This window comes from Pseudomonas chlororaphis subsp. aurantiaca (assembly GCF_013466605.1).
Classification (GTDB): domain Bacteria; phylum Pseudomonadota; class Gammaproteobacteria; order Pseudomonadales; family Pseudomonadaceae; genus Aquipseudomonas; species Aquipseudomonas chlororaphis_I.
The window spans coordinates 2,897,957-2,917,399 of record NZ_CP059162.1; the positions used below are offsets into that span (position 1 = coordinate 2,897,957).

At 53.2% G+C, this 19,443-nt stretch carries 11 protein-coding genes and 2 pseudogenes; 6 read left to right on the plus strand and 7 right to left on the minus strand.

All coding sequences use genetic code 11. The features are described from left to right. Positions 1-531: 531 nt before the first annotated feature. From H0I86_RS13395 to H0I86_RS13410, 4 genes are all read left to right on the plus strand, one after another. Positions 532-2,862, plus strand: coding sequence for an Ig-like domain-containing protein (locus H0I86_RS13395; protein WP_180925384.1), 2,331 nt, complete (start codon positions 532-534; stop codon positions 2,860-2,862). Positions 2,863-3,122: 260 nt separating this feature from the next. Continuing rightward, a complete protein-coding gene (locus H0I86_RS13400; protein WP_180925385.1) occupies positions 3,123-3,305 on the plus strand; it encodes a hypothetical protein in 183 nt (60 codons plus the stop codon). Positions 3,306-3,471: 166 nt separating this feature from the next. After that, positions 3,472-7,896, plus strand: a complete 4,425-nt coding sequence (locus H0I86_RS13405) for a hypothetical protein (protein WP_180925386.1) — start codon at positions 3,472-3,474, stop codon at positions 7,894-7,896. A 104-nt stretch (positions 7,897-8,000) separates the two neighbouring features. After that, a complete protein-coding gene (locus tag H0I86_RS13410; protein ID WP_180925387.1) occupies positions 8,001-8,957 on the plus strand; it encodes an RHS repeat-associated core domain-containing protein in 957 nt (318 codons plus the stop codon). A 407-nt stretch (positions 8,958-9,364) separates the two neighbouring features. Here H0I86_RS13410 and tnpB read toward each other — a convergent pair whose 3' ends face one another. The 4 genes from tnpB to H0I86_RS13430 all read right to left on the minus strand — a co-directional run bounded on the left by tnpB (position 9,365) and on the right by H0I86_RS13430 (position 14,695). After that, a complete protein-coding gene (gene tnpB, locus H0I86_RS13415; RefSeq protein ID WP_180925388.1) occupies positions 9,365-9,574 on the minus strand; it encodes an IS66 family insertion sequence element accessory protein TnpB in 210 nt (69 codons plus the stop codon). Between the two features lie 407 nt (positions 9,575-9,981). Next, positions 9,982-11,016, minus strand: coding sequence for an IS481 family transposase (locus tag H0I86_RS13420; RefSeq protein WP_180925389.1), 1,035 nt, complete (start codon positions 11,014-11,016; stop codon positions 9,982-9,984). A gap of 98 nt (positions 11,017-11,114) precedes the next feature. Next, positions 11,115-13,931 carry an RHS repeat-associated core domain-containing protein gene (locus H0I86_RS13425; RefSeq protein ID WP_219637317.1) on the minus strand — a complete coding sequence of 939 codons (2,817 nt, stop codon included), beginning with the start codon at positions 13,929-13,931 and terminating at the stop codon, positions 11,115-11,117. 122 nt (positions 13,932-14,053) lie between these two features. Further along, on the minus strand, positions 14,054-14,695 hold the full coding sequence (locus tag H0I86_RS13430) for a hypothetical protein (protein ID WP_180925391.1): 642 nt from the start codon (positions 14,693-14,695) through the stop codon (positions 14,054-14,056). Positions 14,696-14,990: 295 nt separating this feature from the next. Between H0I86_RS13430 and H0I86_RS32140 the strand changes: the two are divergent. Next, a pseudogene (locus tag H0I86_RS32140) lies at positions 14,991-15,184 on the plus strand (IS481 family transposase); the annotation flags it as partial. Here the strand turns inward: H0I86_RS32140 and H0I86_RS13435 are convergent. Further along, positions 15,183-15,452, minus strand: a pseudogene (locus H0I86_RS13435) (PAAR domain-containing protein); the annotation flags it as partial. The pseudogenes H0I86_RS32140 and H0I86_RS13435 sit on opposite strands and share 2 nt — an antisense overlap. A 377-nt stretch (positions 15,453-15,829) precedes the next feature. Between H0I86_RS13435 and sohB the strand changes: the two are divergent. Further along, complete coding sequence (gene sohB, locus H0I86_RS13440; RefSeq protein ID WP_103331314.1) at positions 15,830-16,852, plus strand: protease SohB; 1,023 nt, start codon at positions 15,830-15,832, stop codon at positions 16,850-16,852. Between the two features lie 133 nt (positions 16,853-16,985). Here the strand turns inward: sohB and H0I86_RS13445 are convergent, their stop codons facing one another. Further along, positions 16,986-17,480, minus strand: a complete 495-nt coding sequence (locus H0I86_RS13445) for a DUF934 domain-containing protein (protein WP_009049671.1) — start codon at positions 17,478-17,480, stop codon at positions 16,986-16,988. Continuing rightward, positions 17,464-19,122, minus strand: a complete 1,659-nt coding sequence (locus tag H0I86_RS13450; protein WP_180925392.1) for a nitrite/sulfite reductase — start codon at positions 19,120-19,122, stop codon at positions 17,464-17,466. Before H0I86_RS13450 ends, H0I86_RS13445 begins: the two co-directional genes overlap by 17 nt. Positions 19,123-19,443 lie beyond the last annotated feature (321 nt).

Below are 19,443 nucleotides of genomic sequence, written 5' to 3' on the forward strand. Positions count from 1 at the left end.
TTTTTTTGGGGGGGGGGGAGGGGCGCTTCTTTCGACCCCCGAGCGGTCTTGTAGAGCGCATCGTTCCTTGCCGATTTGCGCTCGTCGAACCAGCATCACCCCTGAGCCAGCACGGCATTGCCCATAGACGATTAGTCAGGCGAGCGTCTCTACACTTCGGGTGGTGTGGATCGGTCAGCTCGGCCCACCACTTCCATTGCACCAGATCCATCTAGCCGCTCCTTATTCAGTGAAGGTATTTGCTCTCTCAACATTATCTACCGATGCAGAGAGCATTCCGCATATGAAGGTAGTTACATATTTTGGTCATGCATATCTGTGGCATAGCATTCAGACGAACGGCTAAAGGTATGTATTTACATGGTTTTTTAAGAATTTGATCTGAAAATGACTTGAAACCTGATCAGTAATCGCATTTTGATCTAGGTGATATTGAGCACAATGCTAGCGTGTTCCTCACCGCCCGGATCGCTAACTCCATTCAGAATTGATGCGCGAATCAGGTGTTTTTTATTTGCAAGGAGATGGGACATGACAGGCTACTCACTGGACGAGCTCCTGGTCTGGATGGATGGGAAATCGAAAACCTTGGGTTGGGACGCACTGGTTTCTTACGATCAAGCCAAGATCAATATGCTGATGGAACAGCAGTATGTATCCAAAGTAGGGGCGGAGCAGATTATCCCCCCGATCACTCAGCGCATATCAGGGACAGGTGTCACCAGCGTTATAACCGGGATGGTCCTGGGCAATCCGCTGTTGTCTTTTGAATCTGCCGACCTGCAGAACTCAAGAGCCAACCTAACGATGCCTTTTCTGGCGGGCACCTATACGACTGAGATTAGGGCCACTGGAGTGCCGGGGCATATCGACAAGATGAGCACTGCCGTGCCCGGTTGTAACTATGTATTGACCATGGGTATTGATCTGCAGGGCAGTACCGGAGTGATCAATGATCAAGGGGAAGTTTTCCTCGACCTGGGGGACGGCGTCGATTTCAAGGTCAACTTTGCGGACACCCCTGAAGAGCAGGAAAGAATCGGCACCGAGTTCAAGAAGCTCTACCTAGATGCGCCCGACGAAAAGAGGACGTACGTTCTGGGCATGCTTGATGCCGTTGGCGATTACGCCTTGACGCCTGAGAAGTTCCACATTCGGACTCAGCCGGCACCTGGTGCAAATCTACGGGGAAGTGCCTCGTATGGCGAGGGGGCGGTTGTATTGTTCGTGAAAACAAAAGCAAGTGCCGGAGAGCCAGAGGGGACTTTTCCTTCGTTAGGCTCGGATTTTCGTTATTTGATTCCGAATAATACGGACTCAGCAGGTTATCCGCTATTCTCAGGAACGGTTCTTATTTCAAGTAAAGTGTTATTTAAAAATATCCTTGCGCCATATTATCAAGAGGTGCTCCGTAAAAGTGGCTCTGATATTGAGTTTTCTGTAATTAACGGTGATACCTCGGATAGAGTCTGCTCGCTACTGGCACTGGCTGGTGAAAGCAATGTAGGGGTGATTGAGGTAAAAGACAGTTCTTATACAAATCATAATGACTTTTATTATTGGTCTGGCAAGGACAAGGAAAAGCTCGATCTGCTTGTGCCTACCGCGGAAATAACTATTTCGACGGCTGGGAATTTATTGAGAACAGTGTGGAGTAAGAAATTCAGCACTCCTATTGTTTATTGTCATTATTCCCCTTCCAGCCCGGGGGGGATACGTGAATATTATGAGTATAAAAATATAACGGGGGCAGTGGACTTCAGCTCCTCAGCCACTTCTGGTGCCAAGGTTGAGGCTAGTACCAATATAGTTTCATTTGCGTCAACCAATAATAGCGCAGATTCAACACTTACGGCTAGCTCGGAGCAGCGAGAGGCTTTAGAGAAAAATTTTGCGAATGTTTTTTCATCCCGCATACGCACGGAAATGACTAGGTTTAATGATCTTTTTGTGCCACAAATTGATTTGTTTACTCTGGCTAATTTGCTTTTTCCTGAAAAAAATACCTTACAGCTGACCAGCGCCAATCTTCCCGGCGACTTGGCCTGCTTTGGTCAGTTGGCCTCTGAGCGGAGCAGTTTTAGAATAACCCCGCTGCAACCGGTGGTAGTAGCGGGGCAGACTCAGCAGTTTCGTGTCGACCCCCCTGATTATACGAGCGAGCCAGTGACCTGGAGTGTCCGGGCGGTTGCCGACGGATTACCTGGATCGATTGACGCCAATGGGCTCTACCGTGCGCCCCCCGCCGTAGCGGGAGTTTCGGCGCATCAGGATATGATCACGGCGACCATGGGGACGGGGACCGGTTTGAAACAAGCCAGCGCCGTGGCGGTAGTCGTCAATCATGCCATTACCGTGAACCCGGCGTTCAAGTTTTATGATCCAGTGATAGGGGGAGTAGAACTGAGCGCCGCGACGCAAGGCGCCAGCGTCGAGTGGCGAATCGTCAGTGGTGGCGGCACATTGACCACATCTACAGGCTTGAGCACCACATTTACAGCGCCTCCTGCAACGAGCGCTCCCACTCAGGTGAGCGTCATTGAAGCGCGGGATGCTGAGCAAGGCGATATCGGTCGCTCGACGGTCCTGACGCTGAAATCCGGCACGATGTTGGGCCTTGAAATAATCCCGGTCTCGATTGAGGCATGCGGTCCATCGGCGCAGATTCAGTTGAATGTCCTAAACGATGAAGCTAATTCATCAGATTACCAGTGGGAAGTGTTGTCGGGTGGTGGAATTGTAAAAGACGGACTCTATACCGCTCCGGAGCTTGTAGAGGATAGCTGCGCAATCGTCTGGGTGACTCTCGCTTATGGCTCGATGCGACTATACGGCTATGCAGTCATCCCGCTGAAACGATGAATGGATCTTTGCACTCTTAAGTCCAAAGTGGTACAGGGCTGGGATGGCCAGATGTGCAATGACGGTAAGTCGCTCAGGCAGAAACGTAAGCGTTGCGCATATGTAACTAATTACATGGAAAACTGTTTTGGAGCTGAATGAATGCTGCTCGAAATATAAATTATAAGCTTAAAATATATTCATTATTAAGCAAGTAGCTTTGCTAGTGCGAATGTTCGCAGTTGGTGAATGGTTGACTTGTTATTCAGGAGAACTACTTCATGAACAATGATGTCAATACCCTTGTGGAGTCAGAGTCGCTCGCCGCAACACCACAAAATGTATTCTTTGAGGCTTATAATCTGCGCGGTTTAATGTCGTCGGTTAACCACCGTACAGGTTCATTTCAAGCATCCGTCATATTGGCTCAATTTTTCCATCATCTCCGATACCCAGTCATCTAGGGGTTCTCAATCATAGCTGCAATATGTACGGCAGCTACTGCATGTTTTGGGCTTGACGTTCGAGTCAATGGATTCAGCCTGAAAACCTTGATAAACCTATCGATGCTGCCTACGATGTTTGGATAAAGATTTAAAGACTCCCTATACGCAGAAGAGGATCAGAATTATGAGTTACAATTATCTCGACTATTTCTCTGAGGCTTACAATAGCAGTGCATTACAGTCAGGTGTTTCTCCGCAAACCGGGATTTTCCAGGCGACGTTAACTATCGCCAGTATCAGCAGAGGAATACAAGAGCCGGTTGATTTTACTCTTAATCTTGCGATCGGGATCCAGTCGGCGCCCAAATCAAGAGCTGAATCCGCTGCACGCCAGGTCAGCGCCGCACATCAGACCAAGTCCGAAATTGATGAGGCACTACTGAATGCAAGTCTTAATATCCCCTATATTGATCTCAATAGACTGAAAATATTTTTTTCCAGTGGAAAGGCTGAGGAGCTGACACGTTCTGGTGATACCTACACCATGCCTTATCATCGTCTGGATGATGTAAAAATTGAAAGGATTCTGATTGATTTTACTTCAACTTACTATTATCGGGTGGCCTACAAAGGCGGGGTGGTCGAATACTACAATCATTATGGATATCTTCTGGTACGGGCCTCCGCTGCCGGCCATGTACTTCGGTTCACATACGACTCTGATTATCGGTGTACGCACATCGGGAGTGATGGGGCTGGTGAAATACTTGTTGCATACGGCGAAAATAATACACTGACCATTACAAAAAAAAATCCTGGCATGTCTGATCTTGTGACGAAGGTCTATACCACCAGGAAATACCGGGGTACCAAAGACGAGCAGGACCAAAAGCTCTACCCGGAGGACTGTGTTGAAAGCGTCAGCCTGTCAAATGACGATGATCACCGCTATCGCTTCGAATATAAAGCCCCGGTGAATAACCTCCCGGAAGTCCTTTACTCCGTCACCACGCCCTATGGCATGAGGCAGCAGGCAATCTATACGGCGGTGAAATACGGGAAGACTGAGGACCAAAAAGACAACTATATTGCGGTAGTCAGCCGTCTCGAAACCCTGAACAATATTCCCGCTGGGGAACAGTCCGAGCCATTAGCCCGGATGGGTTATACCGAATATGACTATATTTCCGGGAACCCGACCGATTCCGAATTCCATAATTTCACTGGCTATGAAGATTCGGACACGTACAGGCCGGTCTCAGGTATAGATAACTGTATACGTAAAAAAGCTGACTATACGTACACCGTCATCGAAAAGAAAGTTGACCCGACCAAGACTAAAACAACAGAGGTAGTTAGCCGGACCTATAACAGATTTCATTTGATTGAAAAAGAAGTATTCTCATTTGATAGTAAAGACTACTATGAAATAACCCGGTCCTACAAATACCCCATCACGGCGGGGGTTGGTGTTGAAGATCAGCCCAAGAACTTTATGTTCTGGACCACTTGCACAACAACATCTCAGTTGATAAAGGATGGAAAAAAAGATCCGAAAGCCGTGAGGGCTGAAGTCGAGTCCAGAAAATTCGACAACTACGGCAATTTAGAGAGCAGCACCCCCACGACCGGAATCACAATGATCCACACCTATTATGAGGCCGTCCCCACCGAAAAAGGCTGCCCTCCGGCCCCCGATGGCATGCCCCTCTATATCAAAAGCACGTCTATCACCCCTAATCAACTGGCAACAGACAAGCCGGCCTCTAAAGTGGAAGAATTCACCTATCTTTCGCTCACCGGGAATATGTATTCCGTCACCATCAACCCTGCCCCGGATGGATCAGGTAATGTTTTTACCGTTACCCCCTCTATGGTGTTGCTGGAAACGACGACGAAAAATGGGATGTTGATGAGCAAAAAATCATATGAAGGTGCGAAGGGAGCCACGCCGGACTCACTACTGACCGGGGTTCTGATAGAGGAAACTTCCTCTTCTGGTGGGAGAACAGATCGGACTGAAGTCACCTGGAAATTCGAGGATAACAATACCAAATTACGTCAGGAGACGACATTCCATACCAATTTGACGACGAAACCTGAAACCAGGGAGTCCAGAGCAGGCGGCGGAAAAATAACGTGGCTGGGGACAGGTCAGACGGATACTGAGATCGCCCCAAATGCGTCAAAGACAAAGTTCGAATACAACACTAAAGGACAACTGAAAAAAAGAACCGCATTTTACGGCACTGAGTATGCGCAGGAGGAGACATTCAATTTCACACTCTGGGAAAAACTGAAGTTTGGCTCATATTATGGCAATACGCTTAAATACAGTAAACAAAAGGCGTCTTCGAGGGAGTATGCACTGAATCGCGACCTGCAGGTGGAAGCCGTCACAGAACCAGATATTCCCGCTCCCAATAGCCTGTTCAGGAATCGTTACACGGCAGATGGCTCACTTTACACCCACTCTGTTTTTGATCTGTCAGATAAGTCCACCATCAGCAAAGTAGCCACCCACACCATTAATCCGATGTCAGTCAGCACGTTAAATGCAGACGGCTCATCCCCCTGGGAAGCTTTCGATCCGGTTAACAGGGCAGAGACAAAAAGCATGGCTCTGGCTGATGTTATATATTTTAGTGAACTCAGTGTGTACGGCTCGGTTTTCAGGACGGGATACACCCAGACGGTAAAATCGGACAGCGGAAAAGAAGAGGTAAAAAAAGTCATTCTACGTCAGAACATTTATGATGGTTTTGGCCGGCTGGTCCGCACTTCGGGTGTGCAGATGAAACCCAATCCCTCGGGGCCAGATATTGTTCAGGAGATACACCCGACAACATTTGAGTACGACCAGTTTGATCGCCTCAAGACGGAAAAGTCATACGAGAGCTATAGTGATGGCGAGGATAAGTGGACGGATAAGCTTCAGCAAACAACAACTTACACCTACAGCTCGCATATCCCCTGCATGTACTTACCGGTAGAAGTCAAATGCGTGGCCGAAGAGTCGGTCGATCCGACGACAACGAAAAACATCATGTTCGCCACCCGGACTTATGATGGATTTGCCCGCCTGACTCGTCAGGAGACACCCGGCGATACGTCCACGACAACGGTGACAGAGTCATATAGTTATGCTAGGACGATAGATAATGAGCCCAGTCGTGTTCAAAAAAACCGGGGCTCCGTTGAGCACAGCTACAATGCAACAACAGAATTACTGGAGTCAACGACCCTGGTCAATGATACCAGTCCCGCTCAGACTGCGGCGACAAAATCAACATTTGAGTATGATAAAACCACCCGGCTATTAAAGAAGGAGGCAATAGGGTTAACCAGCGATGATAAGTTACTCAGCCAGTACGCTTATATTTATAATGCCAACGAGCAGGTCACGCTCATGGAGTGCTCAATTCCTGAAATTAATGAGGTGTCTAAGGGGGCTTATGTCTCTTCATACATGTACACGACACTTCAGGGTGATATGAGGCTTGCGGATTTTGGTGTTCAGGCGACTGCAAAAGCAATACCACGCAGCCTGTGGAAAGAAGAGTATGTCTACAATAAAATTGGACAATTAGTGCAGGTTTGTATTACGACGAACGATGGTGACTTACAAATAGACATATCACTTGATTACCTTGGGCAAAGTCAGGGTTATGATGCTGGGGATGTCGATGTAATATACATAAGTATGTTCGATACGAAGCAACGCTTCACCTGGCTTAACTCGTCATTAAGTTTTTTGAGTAACGAGAAGGGTATGGAGAAAGAGCGAGTATATGTCTTTAGCGTGGGTGCAAAGTCTGAATCATTTAAAGTGGAGCAGGACTTTAACAGTGATTTAAAAATATCCGCGCGAAACATTAGTCGCCGGCGGGGAAGTGGAGACAAAGGTCTATACAAAGCTGTATATGGATATGGTACCAGTGCAGGAGCACCACTGAAGTCATCCATCCATACGGCTAATGGTCAGGAAATACAGAACCTTAAATACGAATTTAATGGTATGTCCCGATTTTATAGAGTGGATAGTACCGCTGAGAAGATATACGAGAAATATTCATACAATAATGACAGGGTCACCGGTTTCCGGGACAAGTATGGCGCGCTGCAGGCATTTACCTATGACCGTAACGGCAATGTGCTCACGGATAACCAGCAGTCCACACTGCGTTACAATGCATTAAACAGCATTGGGTCGTTCGATAAAAACACGGATCACGGTATAGAACGGACAGAGTATTTCTATACGCCTGATGGCAAGCTCCTGAAGGTATTAGATAAATCCACTAATCAGTCAATTTACTATCTTTATGAAGGGGATGCTGTGATCGGGGAGCTGGAGGCCATTAATGGTGTGGTGACTGCCAGGGCTTTCTATCTGCGGGTCGCAGGCATCATGCTGGGACGTTACATCACGGTTCTGGCAGCATCGGGGGAAGAAGCAAAGCACTTTTTGGATATGTATATCACCGATGCGGTCGGAAGTGTCCTTGGTGTTCAACGGTATACGCAAGATAGTATGGAACCTCCAGCAGTGCAGTATTACACCTATACTGACTATGGGGAACGACGTGATGGGGGATTTACCCAGTGAGCTCAACATGCAGGGTTGAAATGACATAGAGTACGCTGACTAACTGTGCCTGATATCACTACACGTTAGTCAGCCCATATAGTTCATAGGAGGCTGAATCAATCATGGCAAAACGTCAAAAAAACGCGGCTCCCACCCCGGCACCGTTACAGGATACGCCCGTAACGCGCAGTATGCTGGATACTTTTACCCCAATCGGCTTTATGGGTTACCGACTTGATCAAGCGAGCGGATGCTACATTCTCGGCAATGGTTATCGACTCTACAATCCAGTGATGCGTGCATTTTATTCTCCAGATAGTGAGAGTCCTTTTGGTAAAGGAGGGATCAGTCGTTACCATTATTGTTACCTGGACCCGATAAATTTATATGACCCGACGGGACGTTTCAGCTGGTGGGCATTTGGAGGGATCTTACTTGGAGTTCTGGGGATTGTTGTGGGTATTTTAGCAGCCATCCCTACGGGAGGAGCCAGCCTGACTGCTACCGCTGCCGGTTTTGCGGTAGTCGCTGCAGCAACTGGGGCTGCAGCGATTGGAACGGGAGTTGCTGCGTTTGTTTACGAGGCCAAGGGCGACCAGGACAAAGCTGATTTGCTTGGAAAGATTTCGCTTGGATTAGGCGGTATTTCCTTTGGTGTGGCTTCTATTGGAGCTGCAGCAGCCCCAACTACCGCAGCGCTCTCTCTCTCGGGTGGTGCCAAGTTACTGGCTGGTATCGGTGGTGTTACACAAGTGCTTGGGGGCTCGACGGTACTCACTGGCGTAGCCACTGGAAATGAGACGCTTGTAAAAGTCGGCGCGATAGCCGTTGGGGTTGGTGCCGCCCTTAGCACAGTGGGGATAGCACCTGCCGCTATATCGAAGGCCGCACCTCGAACTGCCCGTGTTCTGACCGGTCCGAGACCAGCCATCCTACGGCCGACAAGTGCTGTGAGAGGGGGCGCTGTGAGAAATCAGTTTCATGCTGGAGCGACTGGTACCAAGTACCAGCCGCCTGGATTAGGTGATACTATGAGTGGAGTACTGTCGAAAATACCCCATCCTCGAGTGGGGGTGTGACTGGGGGGCCATTAATCTGACTGGCATCCCGCCTGGTGCCGAACACGACATGAACATCGCAGCAAACATCTGCGTGAGTGCGGCTGCCATGCAACCGCACTCTTCTTCATTTATTCTGTTTCACATGTTTTAATACTGTTAGGTAAGCTGAATGGTCGCGGTAGGAATGGCAGTCACGAGTTTGGATACAACATATGGCGGCTTTACGGAGCAGGCCGCGTTTAGCTATGCCCCCACTGAAGGCTATGACGCTGAGCCAAGCTGAGGGCGATTTTGTTAAAGGCATTGTGGGTGAAGACATGTATTCGGTGCATTTTTCTGGTGCAGACTATCAAACTAGGCATGGTGCTCCACGCCGCAGCAAGTTAGCCCACAAGGATGGACGCGGTACAAATGACCTGCGTCAATCAATGCCTCCCAATAGCATCGACGACTGCGTAGCCGTCCGCGGCCTTGTTCCAGGCGCGTGCAAAACAGGTATATCCCGTCGCGTCCTGCCGTAGCAATTTGCCCGGATTGCCGAGCAGTCCGAGAAAAGCAAACGTCTGCCCCAAGAACTGATCGGCTTCCAGTTTAGTCTGCAGTAGTGCGGCTAAGCCGTCGAAGCGACGATGCATGTCGGTGACGCCGGCGGCGTCTAGGATACACGTAGCGTGGCTTTACCCTCGCCAATAACCAGTTCAGAATGAATCCTGAATGGAGGTCGGACGGCTTGCGAGGCATCCGTTGACGCTTCGATTACTTGGACAAGAAAAACGTTGCATGTTGCTTAACCAGTTCAGAAGGCACTCTTCTGATGCTGACACAGTCAGCGAAACACCAGATTAACATTGACTTCATGCACGCGAACGACAGACGATAAGGAGGTGGCCGGCGGAAGCGCGGCCTCGACGATCTAACGTTAGAAGTATAACGGAAGTTGGGGCAGGGGCCAGTTCGAGGGCAGTGGTATCCAAGGAGTGTGTAGAAATTCAGACTTGATCTGACAGTTACCGGATCTGTGGCCGTGACTGTCAGGTCAAATTCAGTTGATCATTTTGGCCTGCCAGATTCTCTTTCCATCCTCAAATGTCTCGGCCGGTGTCCGGCCACAGCACATCTTTCCTTGATGGGTTCGTTCATCATTGTAGTGGGCCATCCACTGGTCAAGATCGGCCTGCAATTGCTCCATGCTTTGGTAGATCTTTTTCCGGAACGCGACCTGGTAAAACTCCTGCAATATCGTCTTATGGAACCGCTCACAGATACTGTTGGTTTGCGGTGATGCCGCTTTCGTCCGAGTATGCTTGCTGTCGTTCATGGCCAGGTAAAGCTGGTAGTCATGCTGTTCAAGCTTGCCGCAGTACTCCGTTCCACGATCCGTCAAAATGCGCAGCACAGGTATGTTTTGCCCGGCGAAGTACGGCAGCACTTTGTCGTTTAGCAGGTCTGCCGCTGTGATTGGCGCCTTCGTTGTATAGAGCTTGGTGAGCGCAACTTTGCTGTAGGTATCCACAAAGGTCTGCTGATAAATACGGCCTACACCTTTCATTGTGCTGACGTAGAACGTGTCCTGGGAACCGAGATAGCCAGGGTGGGCCGTTTCGATTTCGCCGCAGGCGATATCGTCATCGCACTTTTTCTCCAGAGCAACGACCTGGGTCTCGGTAAGAACCACGCCGGTAGCAGCAACATGCTTTTCCAGTGCCGCCAGGCGTTGTTTGAAGTTCACCAGCTCATTACGCAGCCAAATGGATCGCACGCCTGAAGGACTGACGAATGTGCCACGCTTGCGCAGTTCATTACTGACACGGATTTGACCGTGCGCAGGCTGCTCAATGGCGTAATCCAGCACGCGTTGCTCAGCAGTCTCATCGACTCGGTTTTTCAGGTTTGGCTTTTTACGGTCTTTCTGTAGCAAGGCTTCGACCCCTCCAGCAGCCTTGGCCTCCTGATAGCGGTAGAAGGTGTCTCGCGACACGCCCATGATTTTACAAGCCTGTGAGACGTTGCCGAGTTCCTCGGCTAGGCTCAACAAGCCTAACTTGTGCTTAACAATCGGTTGATTTACAACGTTCATGCGGGGCTACTCCTCTTGGGTTGGTGATTGCTCGCACAACCATCAAACCCGGTAGCCCCGTTCTTTTTCAAGACGGGTGTCAGATCAAGTCGAAACTTTTACACCTTAGCCCATTTTGTGTTAATGGAAATCGTAAAGTCACCAAACGGGTTTCCCCAGCCTGTGCCACGAACAGTTGCTTCAGGCTCTCCGTATGCTCTTTTACCTTCAGGTCTTAAAAGAATTCCAAAATCGATATTCACTTCTCCTTCGACGTTCTTTAAGCGCTCCGATGAAGCACCACCATATTCATCTCTAATATAGAATTCATGAAACGTCATCTTAACATCAATAGTAGCTTTATTATTATCGGCTTGAATGATGTATGTAGGGTGGTCAGCGCCACCCGTCATAGGCAAAACTTCTTTCACCATATGGGATGCTGGTACAAATGCTTGGGCAGATAAACCTTGATGTGCATAGGACTCAACCAAGCTACGCACCTCGGCGTTTGGTATTAGGCTTTTTATCGCTTCCCTATCTTTATCAGGATCAGACGAGCCACGCGCCTGGAATTTTTCTCCGTTTATCCAGTAATCACCTCTAGGGAGATCTATGTAAAAATTTTTATCACTATTTGTCCCTACGACTTGTTCCGAGAAAGGTATCGTATATACCCTTATGGGGGGGGCAGTCTCGTGTTTGCGTGAAACAAGAGCTTTCAGTGCTGAAGTGATACTCGATGCAGCACGACTCACCCCTGACGTGATACTTGATACAGCACGACTCACCCCTGACGCAACGCTTGAGCCTAGACGTCTCGCCCCGCGAGCGACACCTGAGGCGATGTTTGATGCAGTGCCCCCCACACCCACCTGAGAAAACCTGTGCTTAAAGTTGTGCCAAGAGTTGTTCGTGTAGCAGTATTCGTTATTTCTTTGCTCTGAGCCGAATTGAGTGTAAGGGACCCTCGCGAGTCCAGCAGGGTCCTTCCGGGTAATGGGATTATTCCCCACCATGCAAAACAGATTCAGTCCATCCACGGTTCCCGCCGGATCCGGGTTCAACCAGCGCCCCAGCCACGGTGCGTAATAGCGGAAACCGTAGTAATAGAGTCCGGTGCCATCACGCTCCTTACCCGAATACCGCACATACTTGTACCGGGTCTCGGTCTCATTGCGCGCCGACCACACCGCCGTACCGCCGAAGGGGAAGTATTCTTCCCAGGTCAGGATATCGGCCCGCTGGTCCAGCTCGATCAGAGAGGAGCCGATTTGATCGTCCAGGCTGTAGCGACACTGGTCGTTTTCGATCGCAGCCGGTTTGCCCTGTTCCCAATGCAACACCCGCAGCGATTGACGGCCGGCCGCACCGGCATTGATCACCTGCAGCGCTTCGCTCACGCTCGGTTCGCCCACGTGTGGTTGCACGCGGGTCTGGCGCAGTTCCAGGCCGGGCAGGTAATACACTCGGGCCGTGTGGGTGGTGCCACTGGTTCGGGTGGTGGCGAGTTTACAACTGCGCTGGCCCTGGCCGTCGTACCAGTATTGTTCGGCGTCATCGTCGAGGCCACTGCGCACCACCTGGGTGCTGCGTTGCAACTGATTACGACTGTTCCAGGCCAGGGGTTGGCCGGCGTTTAGCTCACGTAGGTTGCCGCAGGCGTCGAAAAAGCTATCGACATCGCCGGGGGTTACCCCGAGGGTTTGCTGAACCGCGCGGTTGGAAGTGGGGGCCACTACCATCTGCTGGGTATAGGGATGCAGTCCGACATGTCGGATCGTGGTCAGGTTGCTGCCGCGGTCATAAGTATAAGTGCGGCTGTAATGGGTCAGCTCGCCGGTTTCCTGCCACAACGGCACGATGGCCGGGGGCAGGGCCTGGGCCTGCTGGGTGGCATTGGCGTTCTCGCGGCCGGAGGCCTGACGCAGCTGGTACAGTGCGTCGTAGCTGTACTGACTGGCTGCCTCGACCCGCTGGTTATGGCTGTAGCGGGTCGGTTCGGCGCCATCGCTGATGGATAGCAGGTTACCCACCGGGTCGTACTGATAGGTCAGGGCTTGCAGGAGCCGCGGGCGTCCCGTCAGTTCGGGACGGCTGGTGGTCAGGGCCGCCAGGCGTTGGGTCTGCGGTTCATACCCGTAATCGGTGACCACCCCATTACCGGCTTCCTCGTGGAGCACCTGACCGGCGGCGCTGTAGTCGATGGTACGCAGCACAGCGTGCGCCGTGGTGTGTCCGAACAGTTGCAACTCGCTGCCCGCCAACTGGCCGGCGATATTCAGGCGCTGACGCTGTTGGTTGCCCTTGGCGTCGGCGCTATGGACTTGGATGCCCAGGGCATTGAACCCCCAGTGGCTGGTGTAGATCTGCACGGTCAGGTCGTCGTTCCAGCGTGCGGGATCGTCACCCGACCAGTCGCTGTTGAGGACTTCGTCGCGCAGGAACTGCTGCTCGCTGGTCAGCAGCTGGCCGGTAACGCTGTAGGACGGGGTAATCGTGAGTCCGGCGGGAGAATAGTGGCGTAGTAATTGCCGCCGACAGTTGGCGGCCGGGGCAGGCAGTTCTTCACCATAGAACCATCTCTCGCTGACCTGTTCCGGGTCATTGGCGGCCTGTTCGTAGTAAGTCGTTGGGCGATGCAAGGAATCATAAGTACGGCGTTGTTGCTGGTCCCGGCTGTTGCGTTGCCAGACCGGTCCACCTTCGCAGTCGTACACCACCAGTAGCGCGCCGGCGTCCTGGCTGTGGGTTTTGAGGGGGCGCCCGGAGAGCGAATGCTGGTAGCGGAAGTTGGGCTGCACAGAGGCGTCAAGCTGCTGTTCGGCCAATAATCGAGGGTCGATACTACTGCTCGGGTGGCCTAGTACGGAATACGTCTGCTGGGTGATCAGTTCCTCCAGCGGTCCTTCCATCTCGGTGCGGTTGTACTGCACGGTACGCACCATAAGCCCGCGGTTGTCGACCACTGCCAGGGTGGGAGTGCCCTGGCAGCGTTGGGCGGTGGGCAGGTCCGGTTGAGTTGCTGAATCGCTTGGAGGAACAGCCGAATGACGGCTCATGATGTGAGTACCTCACCCAGGGTGTCATTCTCGTCTTCAGTAATCGTGAACCAAGGATAAAAACGTATCCGGCGCAAGTAGCCAAGCGCAGTCACCACCGCACATTCTCGCCCCAACGGATCGTAATAGTACGTATCGGCATAGCTCCATTCGCGCATCGCGGCGTCATTGATGTATTGAGGCTGATCGAGGAAGTACGGTTGGTAGCGACGCACCGGCTGACCTTTATTCGAATAGTCCACGCGTCCGGATACAATCCAGCGATAGGCTGGCGTTGTATCCTCGACCAATGGCTGGCCAGTGCTATTCAGCACGAGCTGGCCATCTTGACCGGCGACGTAAGCCAAGCCAGGTTCGGTCTTTTGCTTGGTCTGTAGCTCACGACCAAAGCCATCGCTGTATGACAACCTTATCTGGATTTGCTGTTCTGGACTATCTGGGTACTGATCGGCGACCAGTACGGCGTTGCGCACGGGAGTCCGCGTTACAGACTGGAACAGTTCATATATCGAAGGCGGAATACCGTTAAGTTGCTGTGGGCCATACGCCCAGGAATGACCCCGCTGCAGTACGTGGCCTGTAGCTATAATCACGTGCAATTGTTGAAGGGGCCGCCACTTCCATTGCACCAGATCCATCTAGCCGCTCCTTGTTTAGTGAAGGCATTTGTTTTTCTCAACATTATCTACCGATGCAGAGAACATTCCGCATATGAAGGTAGTTACATATTTAGGTCATGCATATCTGTGACATAGCATTCAGACGAACGGTTAAAGGTATGTATTTATATGTTTTTTAAGAGTTTTGATCTGGAAAGAAATTGAAGCCTGATCAATAATCGCATTTTGATCTAGACGATATTGAACGCAATGCTAGGTGTTCAGTCTCGGAGAGTCATGGTGCATCCTTAACAACTGAACAAGAGGATGCATTATGGAAGGACGTCTTCATGGTTCAGCCCGAACAACGCCGAGAATTCGAGCCGAGCTCCAAGGGTCGCAAGAGTCGAATCGTAAGCTTGCAACCCGTTACAGACTGAGCGTAAAACCGTAGCCAAATGGCGCTCGCGGTCAACAACCAAGGACTCGCGAATGGGGCCTGCTCGACCGCGCAGCGAAAAGTTGACATGACAAAGCCACCGAAGACATCGCCTGACCCGGTGATGATTGTCCCACCGTGACTGGTCGGGCTCCCTAAGTGGGCCATGGGACGACCATTCAGGATGATCGAGGGAAACCCCGTTGTGATGACTGCGCCGCAACCGCAAGTGTCACCGACTCGGGCCGCTCCCATGAAGTTGATGTCTATGTCGCCAGAAGCGGAAGCAATAGGTGTCGTGCCGTGACCGGGAAGAGGGCAGAGGTGTTTGTCGCCCAGGCGAGCAGAAGAGAGCATTTATCGCCCTTGCATTAGCTGATCCGCGAGGCTCTTTGTCGAGCTTCGCGAGCCTACCAAGGATCATCAGGAATGGCTGTAGGACGATTCTGAACTTTGCTGAAGCCCTTCGAGAATCTGGCAGAAAAATCTGAATGACCACCTCAATCCACGTATGCGCCCAGGTTCCCCCCGTGGGCCCTCGTTAGCTGCTCGCCAGCTCACAGCGCGCCTGAGCCTTATCGCGTGTCCGCATGGGGTCCTTATCTGCGCCCGCGCAGGCCTCTGAAAGTGGGCCTTCGAGGTGTCACAAACTGTTAGAACTCCGTTAGAACACTGTTAGACATTGGCGGCGAGATGCCCATAGAATGGGGCTTTCAAGCCTCATTGGATGCCCTATGGAGTTTCTCTCCGAGTACGCCAGTTTCCTGGCCAAAACCGTCACCCTGGTCATCGCCATCCTGGTGGTGCTGATCACCGCTGCCTCGCTGCGCAGCAAAGGCCGGCGCAAGGGCGCCGGGCAGTTGCATGTGAGCAAGCTCAACGATTTCTACAAAGGCCTGCGCGAGCGTCTGGAGCAGAGCCTGCTCGACAAGGACCAGCTCAAGGCGCTGCGCAAGTCCGAGGCCAAGGCCGAGAAAAAACACAAGAAGCAGCACGAGGAAAAGCCGCGGGTGTTCGTGCTGGATTTCAGCGGCGACATCAAGGCTTCGGCCACCGAGGGGCTGCGCCACGAAATCACCGCGCTGCTGAGCCTGGCCACGCCCAAGGACGAAGTGGTGCTGCGCCTGGAAAGCGCCGGCGGCATGGTGCACAGCTACGGCCTGGCTTCGTCGCAACTGGCGCGGATTCGCCAGGCCGGCGTGCCGCTGACGGTGTGCATCGACAAGGTCGCGGCCAGCGGCGGCTACATGATGGCGTGCATCGGCGAGAAGATCATCAGCGCGCCGTTCGCCATCCTTGGTTCGATCGGCGTGGTGGCGCAGTTGCCGAACGTCAACCGTCTGCTGAAAAAGCACGACATCGACTTTGAAGTGCTGACCGCCGGCGAATACAAACGCACCCTGACCGTGTTTGGCGAAAACACCGAAAAGGGCCGGGAGAAGTTCCAGGAAGACCTGGACGTCACCCATCAGCTGTTCAAGAACTTCGTTTCCCGTTACCGGCCGCAGCTGGTCATCGACGAGGTGGCCACCGGTGAAGTCTGGTTGGGGGTCGCGGCGCAGGAGAAAAAGCTGGTCGACGAGCTGAAAACCAGCGACGAATACCTGGCCGAGCGCGCCAAGAGCGCCGAGCTGTACCACCTGCACTACGCCGAGCGCAAGAGCCTGCAGGAGCGGGTAGGGCTGGCGGCCAGCGGTTCTATCGACCGTGTGCTGCTGACCTGGTGGAGCCGCCTGACCCAGCAGCGTTTCTGGTAAGGGACACCACGTGAATCGGTTTCTTCTGTAGGCGCGAGGCTTGCCCGCGATCGTCGGCGTCGCGGTAAAGATGGCAGGCACAAAAAAGCCCTGGACCGGGAAACCGGTCCAGGGCTTTTTGTTGGCGCGGGCCTTAGCGGCGACGGAACAGCGGCAGCGGTTCGTCGGTGGCGGCCTGGTAGGTCACGGAGAAGTCCTTGAGGCTTTCCAGGGCTTCGTACGGGTCCTTGTCGGCGCGCAGGGCGTAGGCGTCGAACCCGCAGCGGCGCAGGTAGAACAGCTGGTCGCGCAAGATGTCGCCGATTGCCCGCAGCTCGCCCTTGAAGCCGTAACGGTCACGCAGCAGGCGGGCGTTGGAGTAGTTGCGGCCGTCGGTGAAGGCCGGGAAGTTCAGGGCGATGACCTGGAAGTGCTGCACGTCATCGCCGATCTCTTCGGCTTCTTCATCGCTGTCCAGCCACACGCCCAGGCCGCCGTCGCGGGCCTTGAGGGCATGAGCGTGCTCGCGCCACAGGGCCAGCGGCACGATCAGGTCGTCGCAGTTGGAAATGCCGTCGAGGGTCGCGTCCTTTGGCAGCAGGTGCCAGGTTTCGTCGATGACCTCGTTGTTCTTAATTATTCGCTGCATAGACGCGCTCCTTGAAGAGGTCGATGCCAATACGTTGGTAGGTGTCGATGAAGCGCTCGTCTTCGGTACGTTGTTCCACGTACACGTCGATCAGCTTCGAGATCACGTCGGGCATATCGTCCTGGGCGAAGGACGGGCCGAGGATCTTGCCCAGGCTGGCGTCGCGGCTGGCGCTGCCACCCAGGGAAACCTGATAGAACTCTTCACCTTTCTTGTCCACGCCGAGGATGCCGATGTGGCCCACGTGGTGGTGGCCGCAGGCGTTCATGCAGCCGGAGATGTTCAGGTCCAGCTCGCCGATGTCGAACAGGTAGTCCAGGTCGTCGAAACGGCGCTGGATGGATTCGGCGATCGGGATCGACTTGGCGTTGGCCAGGGAGCAGAAATCCCCGCCCGGGCAGCAGATGATGTCGGTCAGCAGGCCGATGTTCGGCGTGGCGAAACCTTGCTCGCGCAGCTCGCCCCACAGGGTGAACAGCTGGCTCTGCTCGACGTCGGCGAGAATCACGTTCTGCTCGTGGGAGGTGCGCAGCTGGCCGAAGCTGTAGCGATCGGCGAGGTCGGCGATGCCGTCCAGCTGCTTGTCGGTGACGTCGCCCGGGGCTACGCCGGTGGGTTTCAGCGACAGGGTCACGGCGACATAACCCGGTTTCTTGTGGGCCAGGGTGTTGCGCGTGCGCCAGCGGGCGAAGCCCGGATATTGTTTGTCGAGCTCGGCCAGTTCGGCGTCCTGGTTGGCCAGGGCCTTGTAGTCCGGATCGACGAAGTGCTTGGCCACGCGATGCACTTCGGCTTCGGTCAGGGTGGTCTGGCCGCCGCGCAGGTAGGTCATTTCCGCTTCGACCTTCTCGGCGAACACCTCTGGGGTCAGGGCCTTGACCAGGATCTTGATCCGCGCCTTGTACTTGTTGTCGCGCCGGCCGTAGCGGTTGTAGACCCGCAGGATGGCGTCGAGGTAGCTCAACAGGTCCTGCCACGGCAGGAACTCGTTGATGAAGGCGCCGACCACCGGGGTCCGGCCCAGGCCGCCACCGACCAGGACCCGGAAGCCCAGCTCGCCGGCGGCGTTGTGCACCGGCTCCAGGCCGATGTCGTGGACTTCGATGGCCGCGCGGTCCGAGGTCGAACCGTTGATGGCGATCTTGAACTTGCGCGGCAGGTAGGCGAACTCAGGGTGGAAGGTGGTCCACTGACGGACGATTTCACACCAGGGGCGCGGGTCGATCAGCTCGTCGGCGGCGACGCCGGCGAACTGGTCGGTGGTGACGTTGCGCAGGCAGTTGCCGCTGGTCTGGATGGCGTGCATCTGCACGGTCGCCAGCTCAGCCAGGATGTCCGGGATGTCTTCCAGCGCCGGCCAGTTGAACTGCACGTTCTGCCGGGTACTGATGTGGGCGTAGCCCTTGTCGTAGTCGCGAGCGATCTTGGCCATCATCCGTGCTTGGCGCGAAGTCAGCTGGCCATAAGGCACCGCCACCCGCAGCATCGGGGCAAAACGTTGGATATAGAGGCCATTCTGCAGGCGCAGAGGGCGGAATTCTTCTTCGCTCAGCTCGCCTGCCAGATAGCGCCGGGTCTGATCACGGAACTGCTTGACGCGGTCCTCGATGATCCGCTGATCGTACTCGTCGTATACGTACATATAGATCCTGTTCTCAGGCTTATCAGGTGACGCAGAGGCGGATGTCACCCAAGAAATTCTGCGCGCACGGCCGCGCACTCCCAACGGAGCCGGGCGAAGATACCAGTTTGCAGTTATGCGCAAAAGTGATGTTTGAGTATATGCAAAGAACCAAAACGACTAACGGTATCCAACCGGCTCAAACCCACATTTGTGGTGAGGGCAATCCTCGACTTAACTGTGCTCGAGTCTTTGTGCAGTCACCGATAAAACCGACAAGAGGCGATGCTATGAGCAATCCAACCAAGGCAAGGAAAAGCGACAGCGCTGTCGATGCTTGGG

Excerpts from the sequence above, each read along its gene's own strand:
- H0I86_RS13395 (WP_180925384.1), top strand. The coding sequence starts at position 532 with ATGACAGGCTACTCACTGGACGAGCTCCTGGTCTGGATGGATGGGAAA.
- H0I86_RS13400 (WP_180925385.1), top strand. The coding sequence starts at position 3,123 with ATGAACAATGATGTCAATACCCTTGTGGAGTCAGAGTCGCTCGCCGCA.
- H0I86_RS13405 (WP_180925386.1), top strand. The coding sequence starts at position 3,472 with ATGAGTTACAATTATCTCGACTATTTCTCTGAGGCTTACAATAGCAGT.
- H0I86_RS13410 (WP_180925387.1), top strand. The coding sequence starts at position 8,001 with ATGGCAAAACGTCAAAAAAACGCGGCTCCCACCCCGGCACCGTTACAG.
- tnpB (WP_180925388.1), bottom strand. The coding sequence starts at position 9,574 with ATGCATCGTCGCTTCGACGGCTTAGCCGCACTACTGCAGACTAAACTG.
- H0I86_RS13420 (WP_180925389.1), bottom strand. The coding sequence starts at position 11,016 with ATGAACGTTGTAAATCAACCGATTGTTAAGCACAAGTTAGGCTTGTTG.
- H0I86_RS13430 (WP_180925391.1), bottom strand. The coding sequence starts at position 14,695 with ATGGATCTGGTGCAATGGAAGTGGCGGCCCCTTCAACAATTGCACGTG.
- sohB (WP_103331314.1), top strand. The coding sequence starts at position 15,830 with ATGGAGTTTCTCTCCGAGTACGCCAGTTTCCTGGCCAAAACCGTCACC.
- H0I86_RS13445 (WP_009049671.1), bottom strand. The coding sequence starts at position 17,480 with ATGCAGCGAATAATTAAGAACAACGAGGTCATCGACGAAACCTGGCAC.
- H0I86_RS13450 (WP_180925392.1), bottom strand. The coding sequence starts at position 19,122 with ATGTACGTATACGACGAGTACGATCAGCGGATCATCGAGGACCGCGTC.